The following is a 13,623-nucleotide window of genomic DNA, read 5'->3' as shown; positions in this document are numbered from 1 at the left end:
TAGAGCATGAGCCGGGCCAACAGAGATGTCGGCGGCTATCGGGGCCGCAGGACGATTACCGATATTTTAACCTTCATTGCTGTCACTCTGGCAGTGATAGTGATTCTTGTGCTGGCCGGACTGTTTTTCGCCCAGCGCTATATTGTGTATACCGACGATGGGCCCAAGCTGGAGCTGCCCCCCTTCCTCCAGATGTTTCGCCGGGAGGAGGCCGGTCCCGGCACCTCCGCATCCTTGCCCGATCCGGGCAGCGTCAGCGTGGTGATCGAACCGGACAGCAGCCAGACGGAGCCTCAGCCTGAGCAGAGCGCAGGCTGCGCCCTGGAACTGACGGTGGACGACGTGGTCAACGGAACCGCCGCCGCCAAGCTGGAGGAGGGGGACGCCCAGGCCCTGATTCTGGACGTAAAGGAGGCCAGCGGCCAGCTGGCCTGGTATTCTGACCTGTTTACCGCGGACTGGGCTGAGGTGAACGCCCCCCGAACCAATAACGACGCGCTGAAGGAGTGGAACGCCGGAGAGGTGTACACCATTGCCCGGGTATGCTGCTTCCGGGATGACAGCGTGCCATATTCCATGAATAAGCTGGCTTTGCGCAAGGGAAGCTATAACTGGCGGGACGAACTGGGCCTGCGCTGGCTCAGCCCCGCCCAGGAAGAGGCGCAGGCCTACATTGCCGGCCTGTGCGCCGAGCTGGCCTATCTGGGCTTTGACGAGATTGTGCTGGAGCAGTTCTTCTTCCCGGTACAGGGGAATGTGGACAACATCAACCAGGGGGACAGCTACAACCCCGCCCGCTTTACCGCCGAGCTGGAGGAGTTTCTCACCCAGGTCCAGGCGGCGGTGGAGCCTTACGGCACCAAGCTTTCTCTTCGGGTTGACGAGGATGTCCTGACCAGTGAAGGGCTGGCCCTCAGCGGCGTGACACCCCAGCTGCTGGAGCAGTACGCCTGCCGGATCTGGACTACCCACGATGGACTGTACGCCCTGTCCATCCCGCCTCATGAGGGGTATGAGCAGGAGCGGATGGTGGAGATTGTGGCACAGGCTGTTCAGGACTCAGAGATTTTCCAGGCGGTCATCCCCCGGCAGTAACGAAAGAAAAAGACGTCCGACCGGCCCTCCCGGCGGACGTTTTTTTACTCAAAAAGAAAAAAGTGCGGAAAATCCAGGCAAACACAAGGATTTGACCGGGTAAAAATGAAGAAAAAGGACTTGAATTTTTTGGCGAAGTTTACTACAATAAAGACTAGCGAATATCTCCATTCTAGCACTGGAAAAAGGTGGTGAAAACATGGCATTAGAAGCGATTCAAACGGTAACCCAGGCAGAGACGAAGGCCAAGGCCGACCGGGAAGCCGCAGCGGCTCAGGCCAAACAGAAGCTGGCTGACGCTCAGCGGGAAGCAAAGCAGACCGTGGAGCAGGCCCGGCAGCAGGCCCGTGAGGAGGCCCGCCGGATGATGGCAGAGGCGGAATCCAAAGCCGCTCAGCTGACTCAGGAGGAACTGGCCCGGGCTGCCAAGGACTGCGAGACGCTGAAGCAAAATGCCCGGGGGCGGCTGGAAAAGGCCGCGCAGCTCATTGTTGGAAGGGTCGTGGAACGGTAATGGCCATAGAAAAAATGAAACGCCTGCGCATGGTGGCCATGACGGCTGACCGGGAGGAACTGCTCCGCAAGCTCCAGCACATGGGCTGTGTGGAGATTGTTCAGCCCGAGGCTGATCCGGAGGACCCCCTGTGGGCCTCCCTCTCCCCTCCGGACGCGGGGGGGCTGGCCGCCGCCCATGAGGAGCAAACCGGGGCTGAACGGGCCCTGGAGGTCCTCAAGCGGTATGCTCCGGTCAAAAGCGGTCTGCTGGAACCCAAGCCCGACGTGCGGGAAGGGGACCTTTTGGACCAGGCGAGGGCAAAAGCGGCCCGGGAGGCAGCCAGGGAGATCAACGATCTGGACCGCCGCCTGGCCGCGATCCATGCGGAAGAAAACAAACTGGACGGCCAGAAGGCGGTGCTGCGCCCCTGGCTGGATCTGGACCTGCCTTTGGAGACAGGGTCCACCGGCCAGGTGACCATCCAGCTGGGCACCCTGCCCGCCAATGTCCCCATGGGGCAGGCGGAGGGGGAGGTTCAGGCCGCAAGCCAGCTTGCGGAGCTGAACGAGGTGTCAGCCGACCGGGAGTACCGCTACTGCATGCTGGTGTGCCACACCAGCCAGGCGGAGGCGGCCCTGGAGACCCTGAAAGCTCTGGGCTGGTCCCGGGCCAACCTCAGGGACTGGACGGGCACCGCGGCGGAAAACCTGAAGCGTCTGGAACAGCAGACCAAGGCGCTGAAGGATGAGTCCGCCTCTATTGAGGCGAAGCTGTCCGGCATGGGCGAGTACAACGCCCCTCTACGGCAGCTGTCCGACCTGGCCGGCGTCAACGCCAGCCGGGAGGAGGCCCGCAGCTGCCTGATGGACACCGGGCAGACCTTCCTGCTGGAGGGCTGGGTCCAGGCCGATCAGTGGCCCGCCCTGGAGCGGGAGCTGTCCGCCTACCCCTGCGCCGCAGAGGCGTCTGACCCCGCCCCGGAGGACTACCCCCGGGTGCCGGTGCGCCTGAAAAACAACTGGTTCACCAAGCCGCTGAACATGGTGACGGATATGTATTCCCTCCCGGCTTACGGCTCTCTGGACCCCAATCCCCTGATGGCCCCCTTCTTCATCCTGTTTTACGGAATGATGATGGCGGACATGGGCTACGGCCTGATTATGATGATCGCGTCTGTTGTGGTAATCAAAAAGGCCCGGCCTGACGGGGCGACTATGCGGTATATGATGCCCCTGCTGGGGCTGTGCGGGGTGAGCACCTTCCTGTGGGGGGCCGCCACCGGCGGCTTCTTCGGGGACCTGATCCCCCAGCTGGTACAGCTGATGAACCCCAACAGCACCTTTGCCCTGCCCAAGCTGTTTGACCCCCTGGATAAGGCGGTGAACGTGCTGGTGGGCGCGCTGGTTCTGGGCGTGGTGCAGATTTTTACCGGCATGGCCGTCAGCATGTACAAGCAGATCAAGCAGGGTGAGACTATGGCCGCTTTGTGCAACGAGGGCGCCTGGTTCCTGGTGTTCATCTGTGCCGGGGTTGCTGCGGTGACTGGTCTGGTGACCCCTATGATCGTAGTGATTCTGGTGATCCTGGTGCTCACCCAGGGCTACGGCAAGAAGGGCGTTGTGGGCAAGCTCATGGGCATCTTCGGCTCGCTGTACAACAATATCACCGGCTATTTCAGCGACATCCTGTCCTACTCCCGCCTGATGGCCCTGATGCTGGCCGGCGCGGTCACCGCTCAGGTGTTCAACACCCTGGGCGCCATGACGGGCAACGTGATCGCCTTCTTCATCATCGCCATGGTGGGCAACGCGCTGAACTTTGCTCTGAACATTCTGGGATGCTTTGTCCACGACATGCGTCTGCAATGCCTGGAATACTTCGGACGGTTCTATGAGGACGGCGGAAAACCCTTCCGTCCCCTGGATCTCAATACCAAATACTACAAGGTAGTAAAATAAAAGGAGGAAAAAATTATGGTTATGGGTAATGAACTGGCCCAAATGATGGAAGTGTATCAGAGCGGAACAATTTTCGGTGCCTTCGGCGGCCTGGCTCTGGCTCTGCTGGGCGCCGGCCTGGCGGTGGGCCTGAGCTGCGTCGGCTCCGCCAAGGGCACCGGCATCGCCGGTGAGGCCGGTACCGGCCTGCTCAGCGAAGACCCCAGCAAGTCCGGTAAGGTCATGGTCCTTCAGCTGCTCCCCGGTACCCAGGGTCTGTACGGCATGGTGGTGTGGTTCTTCGCCATCAACAGCATGGGCCTGCTGGGCGGCGATTTTGCCACTCTGCTCAGCGAGATGACCATCTCCAGAGGCATGGCCTACTTTGCCGCCTGTATGCCCATGGCGCTGGGCGGACTGCTTTCCGCCATCGCTCAGGGCCGCGTGGCCGCCGGTTCCATCAATATTCTGGCCAAAAAGCCTGACGACTGGTCCAAGGGCCTGATCCTGTGCGGCATCGTGGAGTTCTACGCCATCCTGTCCCTGCTGGCCTCCATGCTGATGCTGCTGCAGTTCTGATCCCGCAGGAAGGGGACTGTAGTATGGAAGGAATCAATAAAATTACCGCCAAAATCGCCCAGGACGCCCAGGCTGATATCAACAAGCTGATGGCGGAGACCGACGCGAAGGTCCAGTCTATCCGAACCAACGCCTCAGCCCAGGCCCAGGAAGAGGCCAACGACATCATAGAGAAGGGCCGTATGGCCGCCGCCGAGCGGCTGGAGCGGCTGAGCTCCGCCTCCCAGATGGAGCGGCGCAAGCTGGAGCTGGCCGCCAAGCAGGAGATTCTGGGCGAGGCCTTCAACCTGGCCCTGGAGAAGCTGTGCACTCTGCCTGAGCAGGAGTACATAGCCCTGCTGACCAAGCTGGCGCTGGAGGCCTCCTCCAGCGGCAAGGAGCAGATTATCTTCTCCCAGAAGGACCGGGCCCGGGTGGGCAAGCAGGTGGTCATGGCCGCCAACGATGCCCTGCTCAAGGAGCGGGCCCCCGGCCTGCCTGAGGAGGTCACCAAGTCCAAGATGGGCACCCTGATGGATAAGCTGATCCACAACACCACCGCTATCGTCACCGGCGCGGGACTTACCCTGTCGGAGCAGACCCGGGACATCAAGGGCGGCTTTATCATGGTGGACGGTGATGTGGAAATCAACTGCGCCTTCGAGACCCTGGTCCGGCTCCAGCGTGAGCAGATGGAGAAGAAGGTCGCCGACGCGCTGTTTCAATCGTAAGGAAGGGGGCAGTTACTTTGTCCCACCGCAAAAAAGATACTGACTATCTGGCTATTTCAGCGAGAATCCGGGCAATGGAGAACAAGCTTCTCACCCGGGAGCGGATGGACCGGATGATTGAGGCCCGGGACGACGCCGAGGCCATGAAGCTGCTGGCCGAGTGCGGCTATAACGACGCGCTTGGCCTGGACGGCGCTCTGGCCCAGGCCCGTGCCGAGGTCTTCAAGGACATGGAACAGGGGGCCCCTGACCCCCGGCTGGTGGAGGTCTTTCAGATCAAGTATGACTACCACAACGCCAAGGCTATCCTGAAAGCCCAGGCACAGGGGCTCGACCCTGAACGGCTGCTGCTGGCAGGCGGCAGGTACAACCCCGCCGCCCTCTGGGACGGCTGGAAGAGGGAGGCCCTCAGCGGCACCTCAGAGGCCTTTAAAAAGGCTATGGAGCAGGCCCGGGCGGCCCTGGCTGAGGGAGGCGACCCCCAGCGGGCCGACCTGATCCTGGACCGGGCCTGTTACGGCGAGATGGCCCAGCTGGCCAGGGAGCTGCAAAGCCCCTTCCTCCAGGGCTATGTCCGCCTGTCGGTGGATGTGGCAAACCTGCGCTCCGCCGTCCGTGTGGCCCGCATGGGCCGGGAGGGCGAGTTCCTGCGCCAGGTACTGCTGGCCGGAGGGAATGCCTCTGACACAGCCATTGCCGCCGCCCGGGGAGACGCCCTGGGAGAGGTGTTCCGCTCCGGACCTCTGGCCCGGGCTGCGGACCTGGGGGCCAAGCTGGCCCAGCCGGGGGGAGGGTCCCTCACCGCCTTTGAGCGGGAGTGCGACAACGCCCTCACCGCCTATCTGGCCGCCGCCCGCCGCATCCCCTTCGGGGAGGAGACGGTGATCGGCTACCTGTACGCCAAAGAGCTGGAGTTTACCGCTATCCGGGCCATCTTTGCCGGACGGGCGGCGGGGCTGGATGGGGACACCATCCGCTCCCGGCTCCGGGAAACCTATGTGTAAGGGGGTTGGTGCAGATGTATAAAATTGCCGTCATGGGCGACAAAGACAGCGTTCTGGGCTTCAAGGCCCTGGGGCTGGAGGTCTGCCCCGTGGATTCCCCCGACCAGGGCCGGGAGGTCCTTCACCGCATGGCGAAGGAGAACTACGCCATCATCTATATGACCGAGCAGCTGGCCGCCCAGCTCCCCCAGGAGGTGGCCCGGTATAAAGACGCCCTCACCCCCGCGATCATCCTGATCCCCGGCAAGGAGGGCTCTCTGGGCATCGGTATGGCCAACGTCAAAACGGCGGTCGAACGGGCCGTCGGAGCGGATATTCTGTGACCTGGATGTAGGGCGCGACGACCCCGGCGCGCCGTCATCTCAGGTTGTTTGGTTCGGCGCGCCGAGTCGTCGCGCCCTACCAATTCCCGCGTTATCTGATAAGCAGAAAGAAGGTTTGCAAAGCCTATGGGAAAAATCGTTAAGGTCTCCGGCCCGCTGGTGGTGGCCACCGGCATGGAGGAGGCCAACATGGCCGACGTGGTCCGTGTGGGTGAGCAGCGTCTGATTGGTGAGATCCTCACCATGACGGGCGGCTCCGCCTCCATCCAGGTCTATGAGGAGACCTCCGGCCTGGGCCCCGGCGCCGACGTGGTCACCACCGGCGCCCCCCTGTCTGTGGAGCTGGGCCCCGGCCTGATTGAGAACATCTACGACGGCATCCAGCGTCCGCTGGAGGTCATTATGAAGAAGGTCAAGGGCAACAACCTGCCCCGCGGCGTGGAGGTGCCCGCCCTGGACCGGGAGAAAAAGTGGGACTTTACCGCCACGGTGAAAGCCGGAGACAAGGTGCTGGGCGGCGACATTATCGGCACCGTTCAGGAGACCAACTCCATTCTCCACAAAATCATGATTCCCCCCAAGATGAGCGGCACCATTGAGTCCATTCAGTCCGGCTCTTACACCGTGCTGGACAAAATTGCCATCCTGGTGGACGACAAGGGGGAGAAGCACGAGCTGACCATGATGCAGAAGTGGCCCGTCCGTGTGGGCCGCCCCTATAAGCACAAGTATCCCCCTGTGATTCCCCTCCAGTCCGGCCAGCGGATTGTAGACACCTTCTTCCCTGTGGCCAAGGGCGGCACCGCCGCCATCCCCGGCCCCTTCGGAAGCGGCAAGACGGTGATGCAGCACGCCCTGGCCAAGTTCTCCGACGTGGACGTGGTTATCTATATCGGCTGCGGCGAGCGCGGCAACGAGATGACCGACGTGCTTCGGGAGTTCCCCGAGCTGATTGACCCCCGTACCGGCGAGACCCTGATGAAGCGGACCGTGCTCATTGCCAACACCTCCGACATGCCTGTGGCCGCCCGTGAGGCCTCTATCTACACCGGCATCACCATTGCTGAGTACTTCCGTGACATGGGCTACGCCGTGGCCGTTATCGCCGACTCCACCTCCCGCTGGGCCGAGGCTCTGCGTGAGATGTCCGGCCGTCTGGAGGAGATGCCCGGTGAGGAGGGCTACCCCGCCTACCTGTCCTCCCGGCTGGCCCAGTTCTACGAGCGGGCCGGCTCCGTCTCCTGCCTGGGGTCCGACGAGGACCGCCGGGGCTCCCTGACCGCCGTGGGCGCGGTGTCCCCTCCGGGCGGCGACCTGTCCGAGCCCGTCTCCCAGGCCACCATGCGGATCGTCAAGGTCTTCTGGGCTCTGGACGCCTCCCTGGCCTACCGCCGTCACTTCCCCGCCATCAACTGGCTGACCTCCCACACCCTGTATCTGGACTCCCTGCGCCCCTGGTACGACGAGAACCTGGGCAAGGACTTCCTGATTAACCGGGAGTGGGCCATGTCCACCCTCCAGGAGGAGGCCAATCTGAACGAAATTGTTCAGCTGGTGGGTAAGGACTCCCTGTCTGCCAAGGACCAGATTACCCTGGAAATTGCCAAAATGCTCCGGGAGGACTTTTTGCAGCAGAACTCCTTTGTGGATATCGACTGCTACTCTGAATATGACCGTCAGGCCCGGATGCTGGCCATGATCCGCCAGTATGAGGACCTGTGCCGGGACGCCTCCGCCAAGGGCGGAAGCCTGAACGACCTGTTCTCTGTTCCCGTGCGGGAGAAGATCGGCCGTGCCAAGTCGGTGGTGGCCGACGAGTACCGCGCCGCCTATGACATCATCAGCAAGGAGATGGAGGAGCAGATTGCCGCTATCGCCGAGAAGGGAGAGGATGAAGCGTGATCCGTGAATACAAGACGATTGAAGAGATCTCCGGCCCTCTGATGGTGGTCAAGCGGGTTCAGGGCGTCACCTATGACGAGCTGGCTGAGGTAGAGCTCACCGACGGCACCATCCGCCGCTGTAAGGTGCTGGAGGTCAACGGCGATACCGCCGTGGTCCAGTTGTTTGAGGCCTCCGCCGGCATCAACCTGGCCGAGTCCAAGATCCGCTTCCTGGGCCATCCCCTGCAGCTGGCCGTGTCCGGCGATATGCTGGGCCGGGTCTTCAACGGCATGGGCCAGCCTATCGACGGCGGCCCCGCCATCCTGGCCGACGAGTATCGGGACATCAACGGCCTGGCCATGAACCCCGCTGCCCGGAACTACCCCAATGAGTTTATTCAGACGGGTATCTCTACCATTGACGGGCTGAACACCCTGGTCCGCGGCCAGAAGCTGCCCATCTTCTCCGGTTCCGGCCTGCCCCACGCCAACCTGGCCGCCCAGATCGCCCGCCAGGCCAAGGTGCTGGACGGCGAATCCAACTTTGCCGTGGTCTTTGCCGCTATCGGCATCACCTTCGAGGAGTCTGAGTTCTTCGTTCAGGAGTTCCGCCGTACCGGCGCCATTGACCGTACCGTGCTGTTCACCAACCTGGCCAACGACCCCGCCGTGGAACGTATCGCTACCCCCCGTATGGCCCTCACCGCCGCGGAGTACCTGGCCTTTGAGAAGGGAATGCACGTGCTGGTCATCCTCACCGACATCACCAACTACGCTGAGGCCCTGCGTGAGGTGTCCGCCGCCAAGAAGGAGGTCCCGGGCCGCCGCGGCTACCCCGGCTACCTGTACACCGACCTGGCTACCCTCTACGAGCGGGCCGGCCGTCAGGTGGGCAAGGAGGGGTCCATTACCATGATCCCCATCCTCACTATGCCCGAGGACGACAAGACCCACCCCATCCCCGACCTGACCGGCTATATCACCGAGGGCCAGATCATCCTGTCCCGTGAGCTGTTCCGCAAGGGTGTCAATCCCCCCGTGGACGTGCTGCCCTCCCTGTCCCGTCTGAAGGACAAGGGCACCGGCGAGGGCAAGACCCGTGAGGACCACGCCGGCACCATGAACCAGCTCTTCGCCGCCTACGCCACCGGCAAGGAGAACAAGGAGCTGATGTCCATTCTGGGCGAGGCTGCTCTGTCCCCCACCGATCTGCTCTACGCCAAGTTTGCCGACGAGTTTGAGCGCCGCTACGTCTCCCAGGGGACGGACGAGAACCGCTCCATCTTTGAGACCCTGGACCTGGGCTGGGACCTGCTGTCCATCCTGCCCCGGACCGAGCTGAAGCGGATTAAGCCTGAGATGATCGAAAAGTATATGCCCAAGAAGGATCAAGGGGGGGTATAAATGCCTTCCACAACAATCAACCCCACCCGTCAGGAGCTGAACCGGCTGAAAAACCGCCTGCGTACCTCTATCCGCGGCCACAAGCTGCTCAAAGATAAGCGGGATGAGCTGATGAAGCAGTTTATGGACGTGGTCCGTGAAAACCGCGCGCTGCGCCGCCGGGTGGAGGAGGGCCTGATGAAGGCCCACGGCGCCTTTACCGTGGCCGCCGCCCTTATGTCTCCGGAGATGCTGGAGCAGTCCCTGCTCTACCCCAAGCAGTCTGTGGAGCTGGATATGACCTTCCAGAATATCATGTCGGTGGATGTGCCTCAGTATCAGTTCCACACCAGCAGCCAGGACCCCGGTGAGGTCTACCCCTATGGCTTCGCTCAGACCAGCGGCGAGCTGGACGACGCGGTGGACGCCCTGTCCCGGGTGCTGTCCGATATGCTGCGGTTGGCGGAGATCGAAAAAACCTCCCAGCTGCTGGCTGAGGAGATCGAAAAAACCCGCCGCCGCGTCAATGCGCTGGAGTATGTGAAAATCCCCGAGATGCAGGCCAATATCAAATATATCACCATGAAGCTGGATGAAAACGAGCGTTCCAACACCATCCGGCTGATGAAGGTGAAGGACATGATTTTGAAGGAATCCCTGGAAGAGAAGCGGGCTGAAACCGCTAGAGCCATAAGGACTTTCGGGGATTCGAGTGAGGCGCCGTCAGAGGTTTAAGGGGTAGCTGTACCGCTTATTTACCGCTTCTAGGATGGGCCTAAAAAGTGAAAGATGGTACTGCTTGGGAGGAATCCTGGGCAGTACCATTTTTTGTGTCTGCAATTCCAAAAATTCCAAATCATTTGACCATATGCTTTTTTGATTGCTCTGAAAGTAAGTTTTAGTATCAAATGAGACGCACCAAAAGGGTGTTTCAAAAACAAGTTTTTGGGACAGGTCCAGAGAGGGGAGGGTGAAACGCTCTGAATGGTATAGCTTTCCGGGCGCAACACTTTCGGGACGGTTTCGGTGTTTGGTTTCATTTGAAAATCTAGTTGGGAGGAACAAGTACAATGAAAGTCGGATATGCTCCAACTAAAAACTGATCCACACCATGCTCTGTGATACGCTTCTCTACTGCGGCAGATAGAGCGGGGAGTAAGCTGTCCGGAGCATCCCGGTGTCCGATGAAAAAGCAGGTACTCATAATTCTCCTCCATACTTCCATACGCCGCGCGGAAGCAAATTTCTTCTCTGTTTATATATACTTTAAAAGTCTATTGCGCTTTAAAGCCATTATAACATAGCCAGATTGCACTTACAATACAAGCATCAAAATTCAGGAGGATACTTGCGGCATGATTGACTATAAAACCGTCGGGCAACGCATTCGAGCGGTCCGCTTGCAAAAGAAGCTGACGCAGGAGAAACTGGCGGAGGCCGCAGGGGTAGGGGTCACACATATCAGCCACATCGAAACCGGCAACAGTATCCCCAGCCTTCAGGTCACGGTGGATATCGTCAATGCTCTGGGCTGTTCTATGGACGAGCTGCTTTGTATGGAGGTAGATCAAGCTCGGCATGTGCGGGACAGCTGGCTGGCGGAGCTGGTGGCCGATTGCAGCGACGAGGAAGCCAAGCTGATCACTGATACCGTTCTTGCGCTGAAAGCCTCCCTGCGGAGGCTGAATATCATGGAACGGTAGACTTCTTTCTCTGTGTTTCCTCCCAGTCATCTTCTTACAGGCTTGCATATCTATCAGGAAGATGATATACTAAGGGCAGAACTATTACAGGGAGGGGACAGCTATGACGATCAAACCGTCCACCGCACTGCGTAACGAGTATCTGCAAATATCGCTTTTGGCCCGAGAGTCCGGCGAACCGATCTTCATCACCAACAAGGGCGAGGCCGACGGTGTTTATATGAGCATTGAGGCGTATGAGGAACGGGAGAAGATGCTGGCTCATCGGGCAAGCATCCTGGCGGCGGAAGCGGCGCGGCTGGCAGGCGCACCGACATCCACCCAGGAGGACCTGGACGCCAAGGTGGAGGCGCTGCTGAATGGCAAGGCATAAGCTGGCGTATCTGCCCCTGGCGGAAACAGATATCTTGGGGATCGTAAAGTTCCATGCCAGCCAGTTTGGTCCATCGTCCGCCAGGGAGATTTATCGTTCTATCCGGGAACAGATTGGACGGCTTCAGGACTTTCTAGTGCTTGGGACGCTCCACCCAGACCCGGAGCTTGCGGTTCTGGGCTATCGAAAGTTGGTGCTGACAAAGACCTATGTTGCGGTCTATCGGCTCATCGATGATACGGTGACCATCTACCGTGTGGTAAACGGAAAGACGGATTATCCCAAGTTGCTTAAATAAGATTGCTGTACTTTCCGAAGCAGTGGAACTCATCAGAGACACACAAAGAACCCCGCCGGCAAGTCTGTTGAGGGCCTATCGGCGGGGGTTCTTTTTTGTTGATGCAGATATTAAAGCAAAGATTTTTTTCAAAACGCCAAACATCAATCGTTCCTTCTATCAGTCCGTATCTTGGGTCCCCAGATAGGCGCTCCACATCTGCGCATACAGCGGACAGTTTTTCAGCAGCGCCTCCTGCGTTCCCTGGGCCTCGATAACTCCCTGGTTGACAACCACAATGTTGTCCGCGTTGGCCACGGTGCCCAGCCTGTGGGTAATGACGATCAGGATTTTGCCCCGGGTCAATGCGGAAATGGCCCGCTGGATCACCGCCTCATTTTCCGGGTCGATGCTCGCCGTGGCCTCGTCCAGAATCAAAATGGGAGCGTCCTTCAGCATGGCGCGGGCGGTGGAAATGCGCTGCTTTTCTCCGCCGGATAGATGCCCGCCGCCCCACCTCTACTGCGCCCTCCCACCGCACGGCATAAGGAGGTAACCGACTATGATCTATCCCAATGGCCATGTAGACTACCTGATGTACGAGAACGGCGGCGCGTTGATCGGCATTGCCAAGGTCACCATGCCCACGATCAAGTACAAGACTGTCACCGCTTCGGACGCGGGCCTCATAGGTGTTGTAGTAGGTGCCGAGGTAGCGGGTCTGGGTACCGAAGTAAGTGGCGATGACGTTAGCGGCCTGCTCGCGGGTGATACCCGTCAGCTCAATCTCCACACCAAAGTTCTGCTTCTTCATCATATCGTACATCTTTGTGACCTCCCATAATTTTGTCGCGTTCAAGTTAAATAGTGTCGTGTTATTGTGAGCATACGATACCACGTGGATGTCGATTTATCAACAGTTATTTTCGATTTTTCGCAAAAAAGTTTTGACAAATCGACAGTGTTGTGGTATGGTATGGTCAAGGAGGTGGCACCATGATTTCATACAAGCCGCTGCAACATACCCTTATCGAAAAGGGCGTGAAAAAAATGGAGCTTGTGAAGATGGTCGGTATGAGCAATTCGACCCTCAACAAGCTCAATAAAAATCAGTATGTCGCTCTGGAGGTTATTGAGCGGATTTGTCTGGCGCTAGATTGCTCCATCGCGGATGTGGTGGAAATAAAAAAAGACCCGGATGAATCCGAGGCCTAAAAGGAGAAGTCAATGGAAAAAGGAATATGTGGTGCAGAAGGCCCAGGATGGCCCTGGTGTGTGGATTGCATCCACCAAAATGCGGAATACATTGGACGAAAAACATCAAGTGAAATAGAATATGACGGACGGCAGTGCCTCCTTGGATACAGGTGGAAAGAAGGGGCGCCATACCCAGAAGATTTTTAGAAAAAAACAAGAGGCATTCGCTCATTAAGACCAAACGCCTCTTGTTTTGTGGAGCATGGCTTATTCCTTGGGCGGCTGCTCATGTAGGGGAGCGCCACTGCGCGACTTTACGGGGGTGTCCTCGTCTGGATGATAGACAAGGAGATCTGTCAGATCGCAGTCCAACGCCTTGCATATCAGCTCAAAGTGCCGGAGGTTGATGCGATCCGTCAACTCATTGTAGTAGTCGCCTATTGTAGAGGCCCTTATCCCTGTCATTCGGGCTAAGAAGCTGTACCAATAGATAAAAAGGTGCTATAATGAGGGTATGATACAGAAAAATGAGAGACGCAGATATGCGAGCGATTTAAGCGACAGCCAATGGGCCATCATCGCGCCGCTATTTCCGCCAGCGGGAAACAGGAGCAAATGGGAAAAGCGGGAACTGGTAGACGCAGTACTGTACTTCATAGATAA

The 13,623-nt window shown here is 59.1% G+C and carries 16 protein-coding genes and 1 pseudogene; 14 read left to right on the top strand and 3 right to left on the bottom strand.

Going from position 1 to position 13,623, the window contains the following annotated elements; translation table 11 throughout:
- Positions 1–6: 6 nt before the first annotated feature.
- From NFS22_RS13365 to NFS22_RS13305, 13 genes are all read left to right on the top strand, one after another.
- Positions 7–1,095: a putative glycoside hydrolase gene (locus NFS22_RS13365; protein WP_251318251.1), complete on the top strand. Its 1,089-nt coding sequence runs from the start codon at positions 7–9 to the stop codon at positions 1,093–1,095.
- Positions 1,096–1,294: 199 nt separating this feature from the next.
- Positions 1,295–1,609 (top strand): hypothetical protein, encoded by a 315-nt coding sequence (locus NFS22_RS13360; RefSeq protein ID WP_251318250.1) that lies wholly within the window; start codon positions 1,295–1,297, stop codon positions 1,607–1,609.
- Positions 1,609–3,549: a V-type ATP synthase subunit I gene (locus NFS22_RS13355; RefSeq protein WP_251318249.1), complete on the top strand. Its 1,941-nt coding sequence runs from the start codon at positions 1,609–1,611 to the stop codon at positions 3,547–3,549. Before NFS22_RS13360 ends, NFS22_RS13355 begins: the two co-directional genes overlap by 1 nt.
- Positions 3,550–3,570: 21 nt before the next feature.
- Positions 3,571–4,107, top strand: coding sequence for a V-type ATP synthase subunit K (locus tag NFS22_RS13350; protein ID WP_251318313.1), 537 nt, complete (start codon positions 3,571–3,573; stop codon positions 4,105–4,107).
- A 23-nt stretch (positions 4,108–4,130) separates the two neighbouring features.
- The gene (locus NFS22_RS13345) at positions 4,131–4,817 is read left to right on the top strand and encodes a V-type ATP synthase subunit E (protein WP_251318248.1); all 687 of its coding nucleotides are present in this window, start codon (positions 4,131–4,133) and stop codon (positions 4,815–4,817) included.
- A 17-nt stretch (positions 4,818–4,834) separates the two neighbouring features.
- Positions 4,835–5,821, top strand: a complete 987-nt coding sequence (locus NFS22_RS13340; protein WP_251318247.1) for a V-type ATPase subunit — start codon at positions 4,835–4,837, stop codon at positions 5,819–5,821.
- 14 nt (positions 5,822–5,835) lie between these two features.
- Positions 5,836–6,144, top strand: coding sequence for a V-type ATP synthase subunit F (locus NFS22_RS13335; protein WP_251318246.1), 309 nt, complete (start codon positions 5,836–5,838; stop codon positions 6,142–6,144).
- Between the two features lie 126 nt (positions 6,145–6,270).
- A complete protein-coding gene (locus NFS22_RS13330; protein WP_251318245.1) occupies positions 6,271–8,046 on the top strand; it encodes a V-type ATP synthase subunit A in 1,776 nt (591 codons plus the stop codon).
- A complete protein-coding gene (locus NFS22_RS13325; RefSeq protein ID WP_251318244.1) occupies positions 8,043–9,431 on the top strand; it encodes a V-type ATP synthase subunit B in 1,389 nt (462 codons plus the stop codon). Before NFS22_RS13330 ends, NFS22_RS13325 begins: the two co-directional genes overlap by 4 nt.
- Complete coding sequence (locus NFS22_RS13320) at positions 9,432–10,145, top strand: V-type ATP synthase subunit D (RefSeq protein WP_251318243.1); 714 nt, start codon at positions 9,432–9,434, stop codon at positions 10,143–10,145.
- A 620-nt stretch (positions 10,146–10,765) separates the two neighbouring features.
- A complete protein-coding gene (locus NFS22_RS13315) occupies positions 10,766–11,113 on the top strand; it encodes a helix-turn-helix domain-containing protein (protein WP_251318242.1) in 348 nt (115 codons plus the stop codon).
- A gap of 103 nt (positions 11,114–11,216) precedes the next feature.
- Positions 11,217–11,486, top strand: coding sequence for a type II toxin-antitoxin system Phd/YefM family antitoxin (locus NFS22_RS13310; RefSeq protein WP_251318241.1), 270 nt, complete (start codon positions 11,217–11,219; stop codon positions 11,484–11,486).
- Complete coding sequence (locus tag NFS22_RS13305; RefSeq protein WP_251318240.1) at positions 11,473–11,784, top strand: type II toxin-antitoxin system RelE/ParE family toxin; 312 nt, start codon at positions 11,473–11,475, stop codon at positions 11,782–11,784. The genes NFS22_RS13310 and NFS22_RS13305 overlap by 14 nt, the downstream gene beginning before the upstream one ends.
- Before the next feature lie 159 nt (positions 11,785–11,943).
- Here NFS22_RS13305 and NFS22_RS13300 read toward each other — a convergent pair.
- Together NFS22_RS13300 and NFS22_RS23860 are read right to left on the bottom strand one after the other, a co-directional pair.
- Positions 11,944–12,273 (bottom strand): annotated as a pseudogene (locus NFS22_RS13300) (ATP-binding cassette domain-containing protein); the annotation flags it as partial.
- Positions 12,158–12,577 (bottom strand): amidoligase family protein, encoded by a 420-nt coding sequence (locus tag NFS22_RS23860; RefSeq protein WP_338147974.1) that lies wholly within the window; start codon positions 12,575–12,577, stop codon positions 12,158–12,160. The gene NFS22_RS23860 and the pseudogene NFS22_RS13300, both read right to left, overlap by 116 nt.
- Before the next feature lie 182 nt (positions 12,578–12,759).
- Between NFS22_RS23860 and NFS22_RS13290 the strand changes: the two genes are divergently transcribed.
- Positions 12,760–12,978, top strand: a complete 219-nt coding sequence (locus NFS22_RS13290) for a helix-turn-helix domain-containing protein (protein WP_251318239.1) — start codon at positions 12,760–12,762, stop codon at positions 12,976–12,978.
- Positions 12,979–13,227: 249 nt separating this feature from the next.
- On the opposite strand, the gene NFS22_RS13285 is transcribed toward NFS22_RS13290, so the two are convergent.
- Positions 13,228–13,452 carry a helix-turn-helix domain-containing protein gene (locus tag NFS22_RS13285; RefSeq protein ID WP_277614774.1) on the bottom strand — a complete coding sequence of 75 codons (225 nt, stop codon included), beginning with the start codon at positions 13,450–13,452 and terminating at the stop codon, positions 13,228–13,230.
- Between the last annotated feature and the right edge of the window lie 171 nt (positions 13,453–13,623).

It is taken from the genome of Flintibacter muris (assembly GCF_943192995.1).
GTDB lineage: Bacteria > Bacillota > Clostridia > Oscillospirales > Oscillospiraceae > Lawsonibacter > Lawsonibacter muris.
The sequence above is the reverse complement of the archived record's forward strand: the minus strand, read 5'-3'. Positions and strand labels throughout refer to the sequence as shown.

Coding starts and splice junctions, on each gene's coding strand:
- NFS22_RS13310 (WP_251318241.1), top strand. CDS start 11,217: ATGACGATCAAACCGTCCACCGCACTGCGTAACGAGTATCTGCAAATA.
- NFS22_RS13305 (WP_251318240.1), top strand. CDS start 11,473: ATGGCAAGGCATAAGCTGGCGTATCTGCCCCTGGCGGAAACAGATATC.
- NFS22_RS13365 (WP_251318251.1), top strand. CDS start 7: ATGAGCCGGGCCAACAGAGATGTCGGCGGCTATCGGGGCCGCAGGACG.
- NFS22_RS13355 (WP_251318249.1), top strand. CDS start 1,609: ATGGCCATAGAAAAAATGAAACGCCTGCGCATGGTGGCCATGACGGCT.
- NFS22_RS13345 (WP_251318248.1), top strand. CDS start 4,131: ATGGAAGGAATCAATAAAATTACCGCCAAAATCGCCCAGGACGCCCAG.
- NFS22_RS13315 (WP_251318242.1), top strand. CDS start 10,766: ATGATTGACTATAAAACCGTCGGGCAACGCATTCGAGCGGTCCGCTTG.
- NFS22_RS23860 (WP_338147974.1), bottom strand. CDS start 12,577: ATGAAGAAGCAGAACTTTGGTGTGGAGATTGAGCTGACGGGTATCACC.
- NFS22_RS13350 (WP_251318313.1), top strand. CDS start 3,571: ATGGGTAATGAACTGGCCCAAATGATGGAAGTGTATCAGAGCGGAACA.
- NFS22_RS13360 (WP_251318250.1), top strand. CDS start 1,295: ATGGCATTAGAAGCGATTCAAACGGTAACCCAGGCAGAGACGAAGGCC.
- NFS22_RS13320 (WP_251318243.1), top strand. CDS start 9,432: ATGCCTTCCACAACAATCAACCCCACCCGTCAGGAGCTGAACCGGCTG.
- NFS22_RS13290 (WP_251318239.1), top strand. CDS start 12,760: ATGATTTCATACAAGCCGCTGCAACATACCCTTATCGAAAAGGGCGTG.
- NFS22_RS13335 (WP_251318246.1), top strand. CDS start 5,836: ATGTATAAAATTGCCGTCATGGGCGACAAAGACAGCGTTCTGGGCTTC.
- NFS22_RS13330 (WP_251318245.1), top strand. CDS start 6,271: ATGGGAAAAATCGTTAAGGTCTCCGGCCCGCTGGTGGTGGCCACCGGC.